The sequence below is a fragment of the Candidatus Ancaeobacter aquaticus genome (assembly GCA_030765405.1).
Classification (GTDB): Bacteria; Auribacterota; Ancaeobacteria; order Ancaeobacterales; family Ancaeobacteraceae; genus Ancaeobacter; species Ancaeobacter aquaticus.
Map to the genome: position 1 here is coordinate 52,900 of JAVCCP010000067.1, position 23,958 is coordinate 76,857.

Here is a 23,958-nt window from a genome sequence, read left to right on the forward strand (position 1 = left end):
TTGCAAAGTGTCGTTGAACGGTATTTAAAAGGTGAGCAGTTATTTGGTGATGTGAGAGCGCTGGAAGAAAAATATGTAAATGCTGAAATAGGGTATAACCAGGCATTAGGAGTCTATAGGAGTCTTTTTGCTCAATTTGAGAATTATGCGCAATTTATTCTGGAGGATGAATACAAACTACCGAAAGCAGTAAAAGGTGCATTGAGTACAGTTGAGCAGACAAAGTTGGAAAGTGAGAGATTAGAACTTAAAATGAGTATTATTCAGCGAGATTTACTCGAGACAGAGATAACCAAGAAACAAAATCGTATGGCAGCGCTTGAACGTGAGCAGGCGTTACAGGCCTCTCAGATAGCCGGTGCTGTAGGAGACGTATTTTTGATCGATCGTACGAAAAAAGATATTGCGCGGCTTGAAAAAGAAATTGAAATGTTAGAAAAAGGTACTGAGGGGCCTGTAACGCCTCCTATCGATGGTATGATGGGTCCGGTAAAAACAGTCGAAAAAGCGTTTGTTCGCGTTGTTCGCGAAGGGAGCGTTGATAAACCGGTTGAGCCCAGAAATGCAGATTTTTATATCAGTCAGCTATTTGGTAGTGATGCAAAGGAATTTAAATCGCTTGTTTCAGACATTGCAAAAGCATTCGACATAGATCTTAGGGATCACAAAGTTGTTGATAAAGAAGCGTTCCAGATAATGTTTTTGCAATATTTTATGACTCATCCGCAACTTCAGAAAAAAGACAGATTCCGCTATCTTAAAGAAGTCGCGGTTTTCGCAGAGGGAATTCATCCACTCATTAATGATATGCTTAAAAAAGGTGATGAATTACCGTTTGCGCTTGGTGTTCATTTTGATTCATTCTTCAGAGTAGACATAAAAGAACGTTTTGATGAACGGTTGGTGGGAAATAAGAATTTAAATATATCCGAGATAGGTCTTGCCAGTTTTGCTGGAAGAATGGTTGAGTTTTTATATAAGGAAGCAAAAGCCGATAATCCTCGTGGTTTGCCTGAGCCTATTACCAGAAGTAATGTGAGAAACTATGTGTATAAACGTTATATTTTACCTTATATCGAGACAATGCTTAAACTGTTCCTTAAAAAGCAGCAAGGTGAAGAGCTCAGTGATGAAGAAGTGCTACGTCTAGCTAAGGGAGAGAATGAGCTTTTTAAATTTATGGATACGGTAGAGTTTGGTCTCACAAAAGAACAGAAACTAGAGATGAAGGACCCTGCATATAAGTTTGCGGCAGGACTTTACAAGCGGCTCTTTGATATGGATCTCTATAGATTTGATAATTTACAACATGACGGTATCGTGAATGCGTTTTACCTCTATATCAAGTTAAACGGGCTGGATAAGGACCCTGAAAGACTTGAAGCGCTTAAAGCTTACCTGATCGATATCAGTGAGGTATCAAGAAGTTTTTACGGGTATTATGACTTTAAGCTCGGTCAATATATGGGTATGCCTGATTCCGCAAAACTGCTGGTTATGGTAAATGATCTCAAGAAGAATTCAGGGATACAAAACACTAATGACCTTGCAAAAATGCTTGATCCGCTCCTTGACGAGTTAAACCTGAATATAGCGATAACCTATGGCGATGCACTTAAGAGAGCACCTCCAAAAGTTAGTTCATGGATACAGAAGCACAATGCTGATTGTGAAGCGCTTTTCAATGAAGTAAAGTCTATGAGAATAACCAAAGAATTTGGCGATCTCTTTAATCTGGGGACATGGATGAAAGAGAAATACCAAACATATATACCGGTTACCGTACCGGCATATCAGTACGTATTATTGGGTGATAGCCGCTACCTTGTTAAACAAGATGGCGATCGGTATATCCTCACAAATATCAAGACAAATAAAATTTTCGAGTTCGAAAAAGGCGATAGCACATTTACTGTTAAGGGCGTTAAGCTTCTGATTGCCCAAAACCGTACCGGTGAGCTCGATATAACACCGGATCTCTCCGATGAGAGTACACGGGCACTGCTGAAAGGTAATCTGGTCGAACTGTCAAAAACGATTAAAAAGCTTATACCGGTTGCCGGTAAATTCCTCAATGACGTATATACCGCGGAATACCAAAAAGTGCTTAAAGCGTTTAAAGGTACGGTTCCGTCACCAGAGGCTCTCAAGGCATACATTAAAGCAAACAGAGATACTTTACGCATACAGTTACCGCCGCTATTCATTGGGAGAAATCTTGATCAGGTAGCCATCAAGATGATTGAAGATCTCAAGGATCCAGAGAACGTGGGATTTTTAAAGATAAATTTTGCTGATCCGAGATTTAAGCAGTGGATCGGGTTCCTGAGATATTTTGACGAGTTTGCAAAGATCTATTTTGTTGATGAAAACGACACCCTGCGTTTAGAATGGCTTGATGTCCTTTTCAATAATATCGTGCTTCTCTCATCTACAATTGATGTTCCGAAAGTATTGAAGACATATCTTAAAAATCCTTCGATCACTTATTTTGATCCGACTGATCCCGATCATATGGGTGTTATGGTAAATCTTTCCATGGAACTTGCGCTTGCGTATAAAGGCGATGCAGAAGAATTTAAAAAAGCAATTGCATACCGTATCAAAGTTTCTGAACATTTGCGGGAAATGCCGCCTGATGAAAATTTTGAGGCCGCGAGAGAGAATCTTAACAGTGCCACTAAGCGTGAAAAACTGAAGGGGATATATGGACATATAAGTGATGATGTTCTTGAGTTTTATAAGGGTGTATGGGAAGAAAAATTTAAGATAATTCTACGTAATGGAGAAATATCTTCGGTTTCTGATGAACTTATGCGCAAGAATATACCTATTGAAGCTATTGGCGAATATATGAAGATTCAAGAAGAGTTGCTTAATGCTTTCAAAGACCAAAGGGTTGAAGAACGCCTGTACGAAAAGGCTCTTGAGAAATCACTTATACTGCAAGAGGAAAAGATAAAACAAGACTTGAGGGACATGGGGGTAGAGGAAGAAACATTACGAGCAGAAATTGATCTTTATCTTGATGCATACAAAAAAATATTTAAACAACAGTTCTTAAAAGGCAGAGTATCGGCGATTGGATTTGATATTTACCTGTCAAGGATACAACTTATTAAAAATCGGATCAAAAACGACCTTGATTCTCAGGCTGTTTTCCCGCTTGGAAGTTATGTACCAATTGATAAAATTGTTAATGATGCAGAAAAAGTTGCGATATCCGAAAAAAGAATAGAGCTTACTGAAAAGGAAATTAATTCTCGCGCAAAAAATATAAAAGAAAAATTTGTGCCGGAAACAGCCAGTCGTTTCGCTGAAATTTATAAGGTAGTGAGACGGCTTGTTGATGAAGGTATCATTTCATTTGCTGACCGCGGAATAGAATATGATCGCGCGCAATGGGGCGCTGTCAAAAATGCCGAGAAGGTATCGAAAGAGAGTTTTGAACAGATAAACGTTGATGTTGATAATGAGGAGATAAAGGGTTATATCAAAACATTTGCGAACGCGCACTATGATGATGATGTTTTCTGGCATGAATTTATGGAGCAGGGTGTTGTCCAAAAGACAATGGAATTAATGAAAAGTGGATACACAGGTGAAGAATCCGAGCAGGTTTTAAGAGATCGTTATACAGCGGCCAGAATTGCCAAAAAAGAATTCCGTCCCCTTGAAGGAGGAGAGGTAAACAGCTGGGTTGACTGGCTCAGAAAGTATGATATTACTCAAGATAAGGATATAAAGGAAGTCTTTGGAAATATTCACTGGGCAAAAAATATTAACCTCGAGCTTGTGAGCGATCTTATTAAAATAGAAAATCCGAGAGTTTTTTATCCAAATTTTGATATTGAAAAAATTATGAGCGTAGTACCACCTGACGCGGGACACAAAATTGAAAAAACCGAAATTCCAACCATAAATCTTATACCGCTTATTGAGGAAGTTGACAGGCTTAACGCCAAAGCTACACGGACAACTTTTGTGCGCGTACAGGATCTCAGAAAGTATTTTGACGGTATCGCTGTTGTTTCTAAAGACGTATTGGGTAAAATTGATCTTAAAAAGGCAAAAAGTTTATACCTTAAATGGAAAAAAACATCGAAGGGGGAGAAAAAGGCAGCGCTTGATAAAAAACTTGATAAAAAATTACTTGATATTTGTGCCAAACTAAATAAAGCCGCGGAAAAGGACATGACTTCTTTTAAGGATGGTTTGAAAAACTTGATTGGGGAGGCAAAATCTTTTGGCACGGACAATAAAATTTCTAAAAAATTTAGTCAGGAGAAGTTAACGCAAGAAGAGGTAGAACGCATTTTTAAGTCATATTTTGATTATGGAAAAGAGCCGGGGCATGAGGTAGATAGACTTTTTAAAGTTTTTGATGCTGTACGTAAGGATGTTGAGGAAGACCTTGACCTACTGAATAAAAAAGGGATTATGAGCAGGATACGCGGTGTATTTCAAAACGCAAACGATGAATTGAGCCGTTATCCTGAAATGACAGATATAAAAAAGAAAGCTCTAAGAGAAAGAATTGAAAAAGCGGGTTTTATTGATATAAATGATTTTGCCGGCCATTTAAAGAAAATGGAACTTTTATTTAATTTATATGTTCAGAGGGCGCAGCTTAAGGATGATAAGGCGATATATTACGGATTTAATGATATGTTCTTAGATAAGGCAACCAACAGGGAAAAACTACAAGAAAAATTTAAGGATACGATATTCATCAATGCTGTATACAGAACGTATTTTGGCGAAGATATAACAGATGAGTTCAGGCAGAGGTTTGTGTATATGGTGAGCAGAGATACAGATTTTGAAGACCAGCTTATTAACCTTGCAGGCGGGGCAAAATGGGGAAAACTCACCAAACAAGAACAGAAGAAGCTTAAGCGAGAAAAGATCAAAGAAATAGTCAGACTATGGAAGTTTTACATTGATGAGCTTGATGATACAGCATTATTTTTGGAAAGCAAGCATGGAGGAGTTGTTCCTCTTCCAAATATGTACAATACTCTGCATATGGCTGCCGAATACGTGATGAATGGTAAAAATGAGGAGCAAATAAAGGAATTTATCGAAAAATATAAGACAATACAAAGCGTTTTTATGGAAAAGAGCAAAAACTATATAACTATGGATAAAGCTGTATATATCAGCAAGGAAGAGCCGCCTGCGGCTGTTGGTAAACTTAAGGGATATCTTGAGGGTATGTTTGACGGTAAATATCATGCTGATGTCAATCTTGGTAATCTCGGCCCTGATATTGAAAAATTGAAATTTATATACAGTATATCAGTAGAGAATTTGGGAGAGATACCTGATGAGAGCTTAACGGATAAATTGTTAGAAATATTTAAATCAGATCAGTGGAAGGTAAAACATCAAGGAAACCTAAAATATAAAGCTATGGGTGATTTGTTGTTCAGGTTAGGAAATTTCAAAGCATCGTTAAGGGCGCTATTATATAAATTAGAGTTAAAAGAAGAGCAGTCTGACAGGGTTATAAAAAGAATTATGCTTAAGTATGCTGATGATATTGCAAAGAGTATGTTTGAAAAGTCATCTCGGGAGAAGAGGGCAAAAACGAATATTGAAACAGAAAAAGATATGTTGGATAATGCTAAAGAGCAAAGCGAAAAAACCGAAAAAAGAAGAACGGAAAAAAATAAAGAGTATATCGAAGCGAAAGGTAAAGAAGCACTTAATTTATTCTTTGATAAGGAACGTAAAAAAGTTATCCAAGATATAAAAAAGATCGGTTCCAAAGAAGTGCCGGCAAAGATTATTAAAGAGATTCTTAGTGAAGACGCTAAGATTGATTATATTGTTGACCGGTATTTATCAGGTGAAGAGGTGCCCAAGGTTATTAAAGATAATTATGTGTTGCTGGTGAAAATCAAAGACATTTATCTTGAAAAGTATCTTGGTTATCCAGATTCTACAAAACGTAAAGAAATGTCACTTTATGATATGGATGCAGATGATCAGGGAAGAGTTAAATATTTATTGGAACAGGTGAAACTTGGCAATACCACTATTGTTGATGTAGGCGCGGAACTTGAGTTAAAACGCAAAATTAAGAGTCAATTTAAGGAGAAGTTCGCTCTTGAATTTACCGATGATGACCTTGATAATTTTGTCCGCCAGATGGACAAGAGCGGTATTACGGAGGGAAAAGTGTATGATTTAATGGATAACACAACGGCTATGCGCGATATTATAATGGATATGACAGGTAAAGACGTTAAAGAGGAAAAGATGGTTATGGATCTTATGTTTATGGCTGATAACGCATTTGACTTTGGTTTTGCTCCGTCACCTGAAATCAATTATAATCGCGATATAATACGTGTAATCGGGGCTATGCTTAAGGTTGAGCCTATTTTCTCTAAGGGGCTTTTGGGGCTTACAGAATTGGAAAGAAGGATTGAAGAAAAGTGGCGTGTGCAATTGAAGAAAATCATTTCTGATATGGGTATAGATAAAGATAATTATTATGAAAATATAAATGAAAATATAAATGAAATACGCAGTGAATTTACGTTGTATAGAAGCAAAGCCATTTCTGCTGCGATTAAAACAGAATTTGAGAGATTAGAATTAAGAGATTTTGATATTACCAGTAAGACTGATATTGCTAAAAACAATATTAAAAATCTTACCGAAACTGCAGTAAACAGTAATCTTGATGTATCTGATATCAAGATGATTATAGACGATGTTGTACGTCTTAGAGAAGATCAGGAAAGACAATTTGGCGTGAAGATTGCAAGTGATGATGAATTGCTCGTTTATGTTGATCAGATGTCTCGTAATTGGTGGCAAAGACTTGATGTTATTGGGCTTTTGCCTGAGCAGATGAGAAATACCTATGTGCAAAGAGTGCAGAAAAATGTTGTTGAAGACATAATGGTGACTTCTAACCGTGAAATTACAAAGCAACTGCTTTCAATACGGTATATTGCTAAACGTACGCAGTTGAAAAAGGCTGTTACGTCAATGTTTGTTGAGTTGGATATAACTGTACCTTCTGAAAGAGCTTTTGATTCTCTTGGTGTGCCTAACGATTTTATGGATAGAATCGTCGGCAAAAACGTAACTGTTTCTGATATACGCCTCTTTAATGAAAGTGTCAATCAGGTTAAGACTAATACTGGATGTGACCTGGATTCGGCGATTAGGTTAACTGACAGTGTAATGAAGATAGGGATCAAGGAATTACTAGGGCTTGAAGAGCCTGAAGGAGGGTTTGATGATGCATTAAGAGAACAAATTAAAGTTAAGATGGGACTTGATCTTAAAGCATATATCAAGCTTGTTGAGGAATATATCTCGGCAAGTAATGATCTGGCTGAAAATGAAAAGAAGATAAAGAGTACAGAAGAAATGATTACGGCCGCTAAAAAAGCTAATAAGCTCATCCCTGGTTTGGAAACGGAAGTTAGTAAAGCACCAAAAGCTATAAAGTCGGCTGCTCAAACAAAAGCGATAAATAAAATATCTGGTGAGGCAGAGAAGTCTCTTGGACTCTTTAGAGATACTATAACCGGTATTCCGATTGACAATATATATATTCAAAAAGACGGTAAACTGGAATACAGCAAGATGACAAAGCCTACAAATATAGGGTTGGATTGGATTTGTATCCTGACACAGATCAAGAATAAGGAAACTGAGCTGAAAACGTTTGCGGCGGAACCCAAAAAATATGAATCTGAGATATCCCGTCTTAAAATAGAAATACAAGGATTACAACAGCTTCTGGCCAAATCAGTTTCAGCAGTTAGAGGTATAAATCATGTCTATGGCGGTGTTTTTCCGGAATATCTAAATATTGAAGAAGGGAATATAACTCCTGTAATTGATGATAAGGGATATATAAATTATTCATTTCTGGATTCGGCATGGCTGACATTTGCAGCTTCTCTGGTAAGAGATACGTTTAAAGATGTAACTGGGATGGAACATGTTTTCCAGAATGCAGATAAAATCGTAAAAGGTGCCGATTACAGCGTTTTTGTTGATGATAAAAAAGGCATTGTGATCCATGGTTTACGTATGCTGTGTCCTATAAAAGAAACGGCTTTAGGAATACCTACTGTTATTGAACCTTATAAATCCGGCATGCTTCGTAGAGAGGTGTTGTATTATGGGGAACTTAATAGTGAAGTTAGGGTGCCATTGTTATTCTTAATAAGTGAGGGGAAATTACCGGCTGATATATTAGAAAAAATGCCGTACTCGAATAATAATAATCAGGAAATAGAAGGATTTAATGTTGCTGAGAGTTACAAAAATAATGCATTTACCGTGTTTACACCTAATATATTCTTTGATGACGGTCGGTACGCGCCGAATATTCTGGTAAATGACATTAATTATATTCTTGCCGCCCGCGAGATTGCCCGGAAAAACGGATTTAAGTATATGGGTTCCGCGCCTTCATCTGATCTTACCGGTCGTTATAGTGACGCGTTTGGCCTCAATGACGCGTCAGTTGTGGCACCTTACCCGGCCGCACTTTTTGCAACAACTGATCTGGATATAGCGGTGGAAAATCTGGTGAATTTTAATAATTTAAAAAGGGTGAATTTCGATGGCGTTGATGTGCTTGTTGATGCATATGGCGCGGAAAATGGTGATCCTGTTACTCCGTCAAAAATATTGTCTTTAGACCAGTCATTATTGTTTCTTGCGCTTAATAAAGATACTGTACGCAATATTGTGCGGTCCGCAGGCTGGTCTGAGGGCGCTTTTGACCAATTGCGGAAAATCGATAAAAAACTTGATGGAATTGACAAAAGTAAACTCGGTGAAGATGGAACAGTGCTTGTCCTTGATTCCAGCCTGGAAGGAAAAAAAGAATTAGCCGGTAAATTAAAGAAACTTAAAGAAGATAAGAAAAAACTTGATGGCAAAAATGAAACACTAAAAAGCAAAAAAGCTAAGTATGACAATCTTCTGAAGGAAGCGCCTTCGCTGGATACAGAAAAGCGAATGTCATGGAGTGATATAGGGTACAACATGTTATATCTTTTGTTAGGAATGGGTATAGTCACGTGGTTTTACAAGGTATGGCGAGGACGTGTAGAACCTTACATAAAGCCGGCTAATGATGTCATTGATGAAACCGGGATTACGCGTGATAAAGAGGGTTTAATTTTAGACGGTGTTATTGATATTATCATAAAATTGAAAAGAAACCCTGAAGCGGCACTGGATCCCAAAGATTTGCGCCAGATGTATGCGAAATTTTATATATTGTTTAAAGGTGATTTATCTCCTCCCACATGGGAACAATTTATTAATATTGTTTATTCAAATATTAAGCATGCAGATCTGGGATACAGAACCCAGGAAGATTTGAATAAAAATAAGACTATTTGTGTAGAGTATTATGAAGATGATGCTAATAAAGCTTTGCTTAAACAATATGTTGCCTCATATACCCCTTCCAGATTCGATAAAATAATATCCTGGCTGAGAAGACATACCACTGAAATTTCTATATTTGCGCTTTTGGTCTACGCGTTATATGCCGGAGACGGACTTGTTTTAATGGCTGGTACGGTAGTAACACAAACTCCTGTAGAAGAAGATAAACCAACACCTAAAGTGACTGATGCTGTTCTCAATGATATGGATGAAGCGTTAAGGACGGAGATAGGTCTTCCCGTTAAACCTATGGTAAGAGGAGTGAAGTATAGAGATCTTGCTGACAGGGCTTTTGATGCTGTAGTAAATAAAAGAACATTTCTTGGGCTTTTGTTTGCTTTCTTTAATGTATATAGTTTGAGCGCGTACAGCGGTATGCCATTTTTTGCCGGTTTTGATTCAATCCTTGCCTATGGCGTTATCGGGACGATTATGTACCGTTTCGCGGTTTCTTTTATGAGTTTTGTTGAAAGCGGTATGGAATATCTGCTTAAGTGGAGATTAAGTGATAGAGAAGAAAAGGGAGCGCTGTGGAGAGGACTTAAAGGATCATTTTTTGAATTTTTCCGCGAAACAATCGTAGTTGTTCTTGCTATGACTTATGTCACAGCTACCATAACCTGGGCTGGATCTGCACTTGGTGGTATAGCAGGATTATTGGCTCTTTATTATATACTGAATTTTGGTATTGCTCTTGTAGGCGATGCATCGATTATTGAGGGTGTCAGGAAATTTTTTGGTATTGCGCCGGTAAGAATGGAGACGCATCCTGCACATCCAGCGTTTATGATAAATATTGCTAGAAAATTTCGTTCTTTAATATTATGTAATAATTACTCTGATACACACGGAGGATCTTTTGCCGCAATGACTAATGTATTCCTTTCATTCATTGATAATTATATTCCCGACAGCAATAATTCCAGCGCGTATTGCAGTGATAATGTAAGTGAATTTGAAATCGAAACAGCTTTTGATTATCAGTCTAAAGTAGGGGATGATAAATTTCTGTATTTTGTCAGAAATAAAGGGGTAAAACTCCCATTAGAAATAGAAGGCAGAATAGTAGAAGTTAATAGACCCGTTAAGGCTAAGGTACATCTTGGAAAACCCGGAGGATATAATCTTTTTACTGAACTTATGGTGGGGGGATTTAGACATCCTCTGGCATATGTTACAAAGATGGCCGCTGACATGCGCGAGCAGTTAAAGGTAAACCGTAAAACTAAAGAGGTATACACTCATTATGAGGCTATCTATGATGTTGATGAAGAGGGTTATCTGAGGGATGATGAGGATTATGATTGGTATGTAAAATATGGAGATAATACCAGTGATTATCTCAAAGAATATCGGACATTAAAGGTTAAGGGAGTTGAGTATGATAATGTTACTGTCAGGCCAAAAATATATATTTATGATTATGATAATCCGGGTGCTAAGCGTTTCAGAATGGCGGAAGCCGGGTTATTTGAGCCTGTAATCGTTAATGGGGAAGAGAAATGGAAACTTGTTTTAAAACAAGAAGATTTTGAGCTTGATAAAGGCGTTATAAAAGTTAGAAAAGGTTTTATGCCCATAGGGTTGCCCAAACATTTTAAAATGGTTTTTGATGTGGAATTTGATATTCCGGAACAAGAAGGGCAAGTTAAAAGAATGTTTGTGCTTGATAAAGAAGGAAAGATGTGGGAGAACGGCAAACCTCTATGCTCTATTTATGATGCTGATGTAGGAGAGGGGGAATATTACAAACTTAGTGAATACAAGGATGGTAAATTTATCGAAACGGACAAGGTTGTAGAAAATGTTGATACTTTTACTATTGATGCGGTCAAAGGACAGCTGATAAAAGGTACAGCTAAGGGGGAGGCACAGGTGGTGCTTGAGGAAGGATGGCTCATTAACAGTGATGGTATACCCGTAAAGATTGGCGGTCAGGTGGTTGGGAACCAGTTTGCTACAACACAAAAAGGATACAAAATATCAAGAGCTGATATATATGTTCTTGAAGTTGAAATTGATTCAAGAAGGACTGTTGATTATACGAAGAGATTTGAGCTTGAGAAGATCTTAAAGGTGGATCTGACAAAAGATTTCAGCAAAGAAGAGAAAAAACTCGATAATGATCTTTCAAAACAAAAATTGTTTAGAGCGATTGAAAAGAGTATCGATGATATAAAAGATAATAAGGCTAAGTTGATTGAGATAATAAAACATTTTGCCGTTAAAGAGGAGGTTTATAAAGGTAAGGGAAAGAAACTTCTTGCAAAACTCGCTAAGGATTTGGCTTCTAATGTGGTCATTAGGCAGGACCTTTATAATAAAGGTACAGGTGAACTTCTTCGTGAAAAGAAGGTGAAAGCGGAGGGTGTACGGGTTGCGAACTGGGCTGATCTTGAAATTATTGGAAGAGATAAGGTCAAAAAACAAGGGATATTAATCGATGCAGACGGTATTGTGACTTTATATGATAAAGGCAAGTTCGTAAAAAAATATACAAAAAAAGATATAAAAATACCGGAAAATCCCGGGAATTTCCTTGTTGAGGTTGATTCTAAAGGAAAAATATCTTTAGTGGAGGCTGATGGAAGGCTTATCAAAGGCGGATTTATTGGTATAGACGGTAGAAGATATGCCTCGGATGTTAATCAGCGTATACCAAGGAAGTTATTTGATAAATTTGTTAAAGAAAAAAGGATTATGTATAAGGAAGCTGACAGATATGCCGAGACTGGATGTGTTGGTGACAGTTATTCAATACACGCGGGAAAGACCGGACGTGAAGATAAATATTTTGTTAAAGACGATCTCATGAAAGATAAGATGAAGGTTTTTGGCGGTTATGTTGTTGATACCGATAAAGGTTTTGTGGTAGCTCTGAAAGATATAACAGATGAGATTAAAAAAGGAGATCTTTATCATGAAGCTGCAAAAAGATTAATTGCGAAAGAAGGTACATTTCAGCAGGCAAAAAGAGATAAAGATAAAGAGGGTGAAAAGGTATTGACAGTTAAAGAAATGGAAGGAAAGAAGTTGTTAAATGTCGCATATCTTAGAGATAAGCGGCGCAAAGTTATCCGTCCGGTTAAAGAGGTTGAATATTTTTATGTGTTATCCGATGTCTTTGAAAAAATGGAGCCTGTTTTAGATGGTTATATGGTTAATAATAAAGACGGTTTCTATAAAGAAAAAGGTAAACTATATTATACTGATAATGAATATAAGTTTTCGCAGATAGATCCTTCTGTTATCGTTGACCTTGCGGATGTTACCGATACTGTTCAGAATTCCATAGACTATGATTTTGATACCGATGGGTTTAAAGAGAGTGAATTAATTATGAAAAAGAACACCTTTTCGCCTGTTAAAAACAAAGAAGGTGTTATTACAGGATATCAGGAGCGGCCCGTTGCTGCCAAATATGATGCAACCAGAAATGAGTTTATAGATGAGAAAACTAAAAAAATTATCGATAAAAATAAGATAGATGAAACCTGGGTAATGGATGAGGATGGTAATCTCAGGAGTAAACCCGCTGAGACTGCAGAGGTCTTTCCCATCGACATGGAGCGTTATAAGGACTGGGATGTTGAATTAAATGATTTTAGTGATCTTGTTGCAGTAAGGGTTTTAGCTGCTAAAGATACCTATGAATTTAATAAAAAAGGCCAAATACATATAAAGCCTGCATATGACACTGATCTTTCAAAGCAGGATAGATGGTTCGGCACATTCCTTAAGAATAAAAAAACCAATAAATTTATTATTGCCAGAGAATTTGATTCTAGCGGCGCTGAATTAAATTTTCCCGCTGAGCCTGATTATACATTTAAGATAATGAACCAGATTGACGGTGATGATGCTTTTACCAGGGCTGTAGTAAGTTATATGAACAGTATTCTGGTGCGTTCCGTAGAAGAGGGAAATATTGTCAGGCTGCTGCAGGGGGCGATTGGGTACCATAATATAACAACGCCTTTTGCTGCCAGTCAGCATGATGCCCAGAAAATTCTTGGGTATGTTGCCGCAGTTATGGCGCTTATGTATGGGGTAGCAAACGCGTACGGTAAAATGACATTCTGGCAGGAATCTCATTTTTATAATTCGATTTTACGCCAGGCAATTATAATTGGTATGAGGTGTCATGACCATAAAGAGGCAATGAAAATGGCAACAGCTCTTATTAATCGAGTAGCACCGGAATATCTATATGCCAGAGATGCTACTGAAAAAGAAGTTGCCAGGATACGCAGACAAATGGGTGCTACGCCTCTTTCTGAAGAAGTGCCTGAAACGTATCATGCGGTTGAATTGAGGCTTGGCAGCTGGGGTGGGGGAGATTGGGTGCTTATATTCAAAGTTACAAAAGCGGGGGCTGTATTTGTATCGATGCAGAGAGCATATAGAAAAGGAGCGTTTCAAACAGCATTAATCGGTGGTGCGGCATTTGTAAGTGGATGGATTTTATACGCATTAGGCGGGTTGCGTATTTCAGGTGTGTTTCCTTATCCCTCGGCTGTGCTGGCATTACGCGCCTTAATCAAGTATTTTGCGGTTGGGTCAGGGATTGGTCTTGTTTTAGGTGCGCTTTATACACCTAAAAAAGATTGGGGTGTATGGACAAAAGCATGGGGTAACACCAAGACATACCTCAAAAAACAGTGGATAGAAAAAGGGCCTATAAGATTTTTAGGGGCTATACCGGTTGCTATAGCGATGTTTTTCCTGCCGGAAAAGGCTATGGTTGAATTGGAAAAGGACCATAAACTTCACGGTTTTCATAAATTTGTTATTGGTTTAATTCAACTAGGCCTTGTAAGCCCTGTATTATTCCTTATATGGGGTACTGGTTTTGGCGTTATGGCTACACTATATCCAAATATTATAACTTCAACAGGTATAGTTATTGGTATGGTGCTTTATTTAACTGTTATGGCCTTTTTAATTGTCATGGGGAAATTTGTTGCTCCTACGTTAGACAGGATATTCCCGGATAATGAAGATGTTTATAAAACACTATATAAATGGCGTCGTGGAGAGTTTTATAAGAAATGGACAGAAAAACGTTTTGCAGCTCCATTGTTTAAGCTTGCTTTTGAGTTTTTTGGACCGCTTATTGCCAGTGGTGGTGTTTATAGGTCTGTTCCAATAATCGCAGGAACAATTCTTACAGGTGCGACTATGTTAATCGGAGCAGTACCGCTTATAAGCTGGTTATCAAGTGTTCTTTATGGATATCCACAGTTTATATCAGCTGGGTCATGGCTGTTTCAATGCTTAGGCAGTATTTCATTTATCTTTATCGGATTGGGTGTTCTTGTCCATCCGCATTACAAAAATTTAAGAAAGATTATAAGTTCCGGTTTACTTGGCCTTGGCTTTGCATATTTAATGAATATGTTTTTTGGCCCGCTTGCGACCAGTCTTTTCTTGTTGTCGTTTGGTCTTTTCTGGAAGTCTGGGGAAGGATACGCTTTTACACGGTTAAGAAGAAGCGTAGGCTGGAAAAAGATGTGGGCTTCTTTGATAACTGCAAGTGCTGGGATAGCGGCATTTATGTATACAAAGAGCCCTATACCTGTGCCAGAAGCATTAACAAATACGGTTCAGTATATTAATACTAATATCGGTTATATTAGTACAACACTATCCAAAATTATGCCTGCAAGATTATATTCTTTAAAACCATTGGAATGGCTTTCTCGAAATATCCCATATTTTATAGGTGTATGGTCAGGGGCAACACTTTCCCGCGTGGGAAGAGGTGTGAAAAGAGACGCTACAAGAACAACAGTTGAGACTGTTTGGTCAACTTCTATGCTAATGAATATTCCTGTAACTATTGTAAAAGATACCGCTAAAACCATCAAATCTTTATTATCTGCTTTGGGTGTGGATTGGCTTAAAGCAGAAACTGTTGGCAATTTAATGAAAGTGGGTAAGATGGCAATTAAAAGGGTATATGGTTTTAGTAGTAATTTGTGGTTTTCAGGAGCCCTTGCCGGTCTTGGTATTACTACTTTATCCGGAATTTCAAGGCTATTTTCATTTTATAATACTGGTGTTCTCAGCGGATGGGATATGTATGGACCTATTGCAGGGATGACGCTTTTCGCGCTATCTGTTGCCGCTGATTTGGGTAACCGTAAACTGGGAAAAACATTGATAAGTGCGATTTTACTGTTTTTTACTATTCTACCGTTTTACTATCAACCTTTTGGTGTTTTGTCTATTGGTATTTTAGGGCCGCTTCCTGTATGGCTTGGTCTAATCGCGGTATTAATATTAGTTTTTAATATGGAAGATTTTAGAAAGTATATGGCGCCGTTAATTATGGGTGTTATTCTTACTATGGGCGGTTTGGTAAATGTCTTTGATTCTGCGTTTGTATATGCTGGTTGGCCTATATATATCCTTTCATGGATGTTTGGGCCGCTTGTAGCCTATTATACCGCAAAACCAACCCTTGCAAGAAAACACTTTAGAGATTTCCCTCAAAGGGGCGCCGCGTATAAGCTTGATCGATGGATGGATGAACTCAAAGAGAGACCTGAGCTTGATGCTATTAAAGAAAATATTAATTTGATCAATAAAAAAACCAGTTTTTCGTGCGGACCGGAAGATAAGATCGGACTTTATATGCATTATTTGACCAACATAGATTTCACGTTAGGTGAAAAGCTCAGAGAAAAAGTTAGTGAAAAATCCAAAGAAAAAGGTTTTGAAGCATATAAAGATAAAAATTGGATAGATATTCCTGAAGATGTAAAAGAAAATATGTTAGGGAAAATTTTAGAGGAAAATAAAGGGAAAAAGGATTATAAAAAACTTGAAAAAATGGTTAATTTACAAAGATTTAATATTGCTGTTCAGAGAGATCTCGATGTATTGCAGGAAGATGAATTTTTCTCAAATATATTAATGCAGTATGATTGGCCTACATTATCAGAATCTATCAGAGTATCTATAATTGATAATGTATGGAGTAAAGCTGATGATAATGTGCGTAATGCTATGATAAAGTCACTTTCATCGCGTATTCCTCCGATGCCTAAAGGTAAAGATCCCCAAAAGTGGTTTGAGGACATGTATTTAAGTCAGATACTTTTATGTTGGGATATTATTGACAGAATATTCCCCTCAACTAATTGGGAGATATTAACTCCGGAAGGAAAAATAGATGAGGTTAGGTCGATGTTGAAAAAACATATACAAGATGAAAAATTGAGAGATAAACTTGAGCCTTTTATTATCAATTTGCTTGAGATAGAGACCTATACTGATAAAATTAAGAAATTAATTAAGTCAATGTATGCTAAAATTAAGAAAGATAAGCTCGTAGGCGCGGAAAAGATATCGGCTGTGAAGAAAGAGATTTCGGATGTAAGCATGTTTAAAATCAAAGAGGCTATTGGGGTGTTTGAGGGTTTGTATAAAGCTAATAAGGCAGGTAATTTTATTGCCGTGGCGTCTTCTATTGGATTTAACGCACATAATCTGATGTTAGAAGCCGGCAAAGACAGGAATAATAAACATTTAACACACTTTGTTGTTAAAGAAATTGTTTCAAGATATAGACTCACGAGGAAGGAGCTCAAACTGTTCCTGCTTGCCGTCAGCAATTTCGAGAAAGAAATTCATACAGAATACAATCAAAAGTTCGCATGGATTCGTATCAATGATCTCATACGAAACATAGTGAGTAAAACAATAAAAACAACCGCGGTAACTACAGATGATGTTGAAGCCGCGAAGAAATTAAGAAAAGCTTTGGATGATAAGGTGTCTTCTGTTGCTGTAATTGAAGAAACGATAAAAGAAAAAGAGAAGGAAATGGCCAACGCTTTGGTTAAGGGAAAGATTGTAGAGTTATTTGGTATACCGCTGAGATTGAATGCTGAAGGTTTGGTTGTGCAAATAGAAAATGAAGCTATAAATCCTGAATTCCAGGAAGCTGTTATCATTCGGGCACTGCCGCCTACAAAGTCGTCATTGATTGCGCGCTTCATCAACTATGTTGCCGGGAAAAAGATATTCTTTATAACAATTGCCGGTTTCTTCCTGTATCCGCAGGTATTACATGCAAACAGTTTTGCTGTTATATATAATATGCCTTATTATCTCATGGATTTCGTGTTCTTAACGACAGCATTTATTACAGCGGCCATGACGAGAAGTCCTCTAGGAAAGATAATAAATTTAATTAAAGATAAGCTCACATTTAAAACGGGTGAACTACCGGTAACAGTTGTTCCGGAAGCGCTACCGTCGGCTGTTGCTGTGGAAATGACCCCTAAAGAACGCTCAGAAGCGTTAGGCAGTATCATTAGCACGCTGATAACCTATTCTCAGGAAAAAGGTGTATTTAATAAAGTCTTTGACAAACTATACAATATTCCTGTAGAAGCGGGCACTGTACTGACTGAGGCATTTATCAGATCTTTGCCGAAAGAAGCCGTGATAATGGATCTTATCACTTCAGGTCTTTTAACGGATATTACCGCTCGCGGCGAATTAAAGCTTAGTGATAGCGCCATGAGTGTCCTTGAAGACAGCATGAAAAAAGCGGCACAAGGGAATGCCATAAAGGATATTAACGGCCTAACGGATTATCTCTTTATTAACGGTGAACCGGCATTCTTAAGAATAGATGATCGTATTGATGCCGGTATAGTCCTGAATACGATTTTAAGTGCTGGTATTATAGACTTTAAACAGCAGCCGGTAGACACAGCCGTGTATGATGATCAGCAGTTATACAGTGCGCTTATTGAATCTATTGAAGCGTATTTTGTTGATACGCCCGCCGTTGCAAAGACGCTTAAGGATTGTGTTCTCGGCGTAACAAAGATCCAAGATGTCGATCCTCAATTACGTAAAGCGATAACTGTTCTTGCAGAGTATATAAAGAATACTGAACCTGAGAAATCCAAAAATCTTGTAATGAAACTCGCATATGACGATAGAATTGCTTTTATGAAGAATTATATTAAAAGTGCAAGCGTACTACAGAAACTTGCTGAGATTATTAACAGTGCACTTGAAACCGATAAGGTGATCAACGTACGTGACTTTGAAGGTCTTGGTATCATAGTGCCAGGCGAGGCTATTGACTCCCAAGGCAATATTATGCCTCCAACCATAGATGAAATAAAAGCATTACCTCACAATACTGATCCGGTGCCTGAAGTTATTGAAGATGCGGCATAATTTAAAAAAGGGGGCTATCTCCCTTGTGCGCCTTTTTTTTGCAAAGGGCAAAAAATGAAAACAAATAATAATTTCCTCAAAATTGTATCGTTGTCTATATCAATCATATTTCTTATCACTAATACAGCTCTCACCGCGCCGAACTATAGTCCTCAAAATGGAAAGCAAAAAAGATCACATCATTCGCTTGCACCGGAATCATTGTTTGTACAAGAAGAAGAGGTGCGTGTAGCGAGAGAGCACGCGATTGCATGGCAAGAAGAGGGTATGCTTGCAATATTCAAAAATGTATTTAATGCCGTTAATATATTACTTGCTCAAGGTGTTGCTATTGAAAAAATCAATCAAGATCTTGGTGGAAAAATCGATCAAGGGATCAAGGCGCACAAACAAAAAACCGGAAGGGTGTTTAAACAGCATATTATTAAAGAAAGGATTAAAGCGGTAGTTGCTGAAGAAAATAAAAAAACACTTAAATATCTGCTTATTCCGTTTAAGTCTAATAATGAATATTACATCTATATTGTAAGAAATAAAGAGGCTGTTATTACGCGAGAAACTAGTGATATTCTAGATAAACTTCAGCGTGTAAAGGTATCTGGGGCTCAGGAAGGATTTGACGTACAGGTGAGTAAAATACCGGTGCAAAACAAAGAATTAATGCGGGACATGCAAAACGAAATAGCGTTGATAAAGGTCGATCCTTCGTTTGTTGCTGAAATTAAAAAAAATAAAGTATCGATCTCAAAAAAATCTCTGCTGCCGGCAGTGTTTCTTTTGATGTTTATGTTTGTTCTGCAATCATGCTGTAGCGATAACGAGCAAATGAGCAAACCTCCCCAGGTTTTAGCAAAAAGACCTCCAGCTGTTACTGTTGTTAAAGCTTATGAAAAAAGAGACGCGGTAAAGACAGATTTAACTGATGAAACAAATAAAAGATCTGTTTTTATAGATACAATAATTATACCAAGTGAAGCCAAGTTTTTTAATGATGTACGTCTCAAAGGTAATATGAGCTGTGATAATGTGCAGGTGCTGATAGAGGATGAAGAAAATCAACCTGACCTTAAGTGCCTCGACATGTCTTTAGGGGCAGTGGCTAAATATACGGCTAACAGCAAAGAATCGGTTCATATAGGATATCTTCTGGGTGTTATTACTCAGAAACCTGAATTTAAGAATATTCATCTTAATGCTGATAAAGATGAGATGATTGAACTCAAAAAGCGTAATTTAAAGCCGACAAATCAAAATATTGCCTCTTTGAGACTGCTTGATAAACTAAAAACACATAAACGTTTCGGCAAACTTATGCCATGGGTGAGCATTACCGATGACGGGACTCTTACCGCTACAACAGATTTTATTCCTGCTTTAGATAATGGTCAAACAAGCTGGTCTTTAATAGCTGTTTTGGGCGTTTTAGAGGGCAGTGAGGACGCCCTGTCAAGAGAGATAGCGTGTTTGGCAAAAGAGGTACTCGGGGTTCATAATTATGCTCCGTTTTACGATTATCGGTCAGGTCTCATGTTTGCTGAGGTGAATAGTGATTTAAGCAAAAGAGGCGGGTATAAACTCAGTGATATGTATGAAGGGACAATGGCAGTATTATATGGGATATTGCACGGGCAGGTTCCTGAAACAGCTTGGGATAATCTTATTATTGATACAGTTGAATACACAACACAAGGCGGTGAGGTAATAGATGTATTACAGGGGTTTAGAGGGTCATTTCACGAATTGTGGGCTTTAGGATGGCTTCCTTATATGGACAGTTCACTTAATGTGCTTTTTAAAAATTTTCTCTATGCTCAGCTTGATCATGCGCGTAAACACGGGCTCCCCGGTATTGGTGCTACCTGCTATACTAATAAAGGATATCAGCAAATAGGCCCGTTTGCATTGGCTTCACACAGGGGTAAGCGGCAGGATGTTTCGACTGCGTATGCTACCGCTATGACAGTTTTGGTTGATCGCCAGGCGGGTGAAAAATGGTTTATTAATCTCTATAAATATCCTGGAATGGCAGGTAATTACGGAATAATTGAATCTGTCGCGCCTGATGGATATGGAAATATTTTTACTACCGATAGTAAAGGGCTTATCCTTTTATCTTTATCGGGAGGGCTGAACAAAGAAGTGACGGCCTATCTAAAAACACATAAGGTGCCGGGAACAGATATTTCAATGCATGAAAAACTTATGGAGCTTTTTGAAAGAAAATATCTTCAGCTTATGAAAAAAAGAAACGAGGCACCTATAAGAACGTTTTCTTCTCCGTACCCACTGCCGGCAAAAAAACAAATACAGTTAGCGGTAAAAGAAGAATCATCAGGCCCCGCGCAATTTGAAATTATTTCTGTATTGCAGAGCGAACATCATCATGGCCTGTATGTTGATGAAAATTGGATACATCCCGCGGGGGGGATTTCGATAAAATATAATATACCCCGTGATGCCGCTGATAAATATGCGTGGAAAGGAACGTTTATCTCTCCGGTAAATATTGCTGATAACCGCTACTTGAGTGTGACAATGCCTTCCGACACCCCGCGCTATATATTTAATATTGAGCTTAAAAACAGTTTAAGAAGCTTTATTCTTGCGCATGCTGTTATTGATACCGTTACTAAAGAAGATGTTATTTATTCGAAAGATGGGAAAAAGAAAACCATAGTTGTTCGTATTTATCCGATAAAAAAATCTAAACAGTATGATTGTGATTATTTCGCAATTAGCATTGATGATCCTAAGTATAAAAATGTTCCGTTTCGAGGCGAATTTGAGATTAGTAAAATAGAAATATCTAAAAATAGTCCCTTAACCGGAATGAAACCGGTGAAGCCGCTTGATAAAATCATAAAACTGCCCGGCACGGATAATGTTTTTCCGTATATTACCTGGCCTCATGGCGGTCTTCTTATTAAAAAGTTTGGTAGTAAGAGAACGGTTTCTTTTAAGGGGAGAGGATGGAAAGGGGGATATGTTGCCCCTCCACGAAATGTCGGATCGAAATATGCCGGGGGGCATGTGAATATTATTGTCCGTAATCTCCATTATCTGCCTTCACACTTTTTGCTCGAAATGAAAAATGAAAAAATAAATCTTTTGAAAGGCGGTAAGTATAAAGTGAATGTGCCTGCGGGTGGGGATTGGCAGGTTGTACAGGTGCCGTTACCGGACAATCCTGATATGCTGCTTAATTATATAGCTATAGCAGATGTATATGGATCTGTTGAAATTGGAGGTATCACTTTTGATTCTTTTCCCGCAGGTAGTACATATGCGCTTAAAGTTAGTGATATTTCTCCGGTAGAAGAAAAAATACCGGTTAAAGCCTTTAAGGAAACGATGAATATATTTTCCAGTGTGCCTTCAACGTTTAGCGATATTCCTGATTCGCGTGGAGCAGTTAACGTAAAACTGTCTAAAGATGGAACCGCTGAGATTGACTATGATTTTAAAAACAATGACAGGTGGCTGGGTATTTCATATAACGTACCTGATAACATCACTAAAAAATACAAAACCCTGCGTGTTGAGCATAGCGGTGATGCGGTACAATTTGAATTTAAGATTAACGATAAGACACATATTATTACAACTGCACGCGGCGGTACAGATTTTACCATAACTGATTACGCGCGGCAGATTGTAGTCGCTTTAACACCTCAGGGCGCGGAAAAGAAATCCGGTAAGCTAAATATTAAGGTGAGCATGGTGGATAAGAGGGGAAAAGACCTGGCGTTTCCAGGAATAATTGCTCGGCATGAAGATACCAACCGAATACTAAAAACGCATCTTAATAATGAAGGTGCAATTAGCGTAAAGATAAATTTTAAGGCCGATACTATTGATTACGATACAGTTAAAGTAGTGGATGACAAATTAGTTGAGGGTAGCGAGGTTGAATTTGCTCTAACACCTGATTTCAAGACAAAGATGCGGGCGGCAGTAAAGTTAATAAAAGATAATAAGGTTAAAACAGCTCTTCCCGAAGGTGTGACAATTGATCAGCTGAAAGAAGCAATAGCTAAAAAAGGAATATTTTTCTATAACGATGTAACACTAGGTAACGATGTGTTTGCGCATACCGGTATGCAGATAAACATGCCGATTGGTATGTTAATGAATGCAAGCACCGAAGACGCTGCAAAGCTTCTTCTTGAAGAAGCAAAACATGTCGTTATAGATGATCCTGAACATAAGATAATAAAACATGATGAGGGATTAAGGCAGAGATTGTTGGCTGTAGCGTTAACAGAAGGTAAACGTGCTAATGCTATCGCTAAAGAAATGGCTGATACAGCGCAGGTTAAAGCTTACAATACGTTAGCGAATAGCGCGATAGCGAAAGACGCGGCAGAAAAAGAAAAAATGACAGTGATATATCTTGCTGTTGATCCTGACTTTATGATTAATCTTGATAGGGAAATGAAAAAACGTAAAGGAAAGAAAAACTTCAAGATAGTACCGGTATATAAAGAAAGCTTTATGAGAGCGTTTGAATACTTAAATAAGGTGTCTGAAGAGTATAAAGAAGCTCTTTTACCTGCGGTAGATGTAGCTGTTTTTAATGCGGACTATCGTACAGATAAAGAGACCTTAGAAGACGCGCTTATTAACTACGCGGGAATAGAATTAGACGCAAAAATAAAGGCGCAGGACATAGGGCTTATCAATTCAGGGAACGAGAAATATAGAATACCGATAGAGAAGACAGAAAAGATACTGGGAATGGTACCAAAACAGCTTGGAAAAGATGAAATATACAACGTGGGCTCGTTACTTGATGTCATGGAAATAGGTATTATGGCACGGCGTCTAGCAGGAGCAAACTTTGATACACTCACGTTTGCTGAACTTGCTGATTACCTTGAAGCAGACATGAAAGGACAGTTCCTTGCAGCGTTAAAAGAACTTAATATTGCACAGACGGAGAATGTAGCTAAGACTGTTATGGCACCTGTACCAATAAAAGGCGCCTCTGAAATGCTGCGTACAAATGTAAATTCACTGAGAGCAATAATGATAGCGGCATAGTTTCGTAGCTCGTGGTTCGTATCTCGTATCTCGATAAAAGGCGTCCCCCGATATATCGGGGGGACGCTTTTCTTTTATTCTAATTACAGATCATAGGGCCTTGTAATTATCATTTTTTATGCAAGGCTTCCGCCACAAAGCAACAGCGGATCATGGAAAAGCCTTACCCTACAGCAAGTTAAGATGTCTTTCTCTCTCCCTTTTTTTTGCAAAATTTTATATATAGTGTGCAATGCTAAAAGATAGGAATTATTCTTTATA

The 23,958-nt window shown here is 37.9% G+C and carries 2 protein-coding genes (1 of these 2 only partly in view); both read left to right on the forward strand.

Going from position 1 to position 23,958, the window contains the following annotated elements; translation table 11 throughout:
* On the forward strand, positions 1-18,654 hold the 3' end of the coding sequence (locus tag P9M13_08865) for a hypothetical protein (GenBank protein MDP8263395.1). It extends 22,872 nt beyond the left edge of the window; the window shows 18,654 of its 41,526 coding nt (coding positions 22,873-41,526); the start codon falls outside the window, past its left edge; its stop codon occupies positions 18,652-18,654.
* Positions 18,655-18,708: 54 nt separating this feature from the next.
* Positions 18,709-23,697 carry a hypothetical protein gene (locus P9M13_08870; protein MDP8263396.1) on the forward strand — a complete coding sequence of 1,663 codons (4,989 nt, stop codon included), beginning with the start codon at positions 18,709-18,711 and terminating at the stop codon, positions 23,695-23,697.
* The last annotated feature ends 261 nt before the right edge of the window (positions 23,698-23,958 follow it).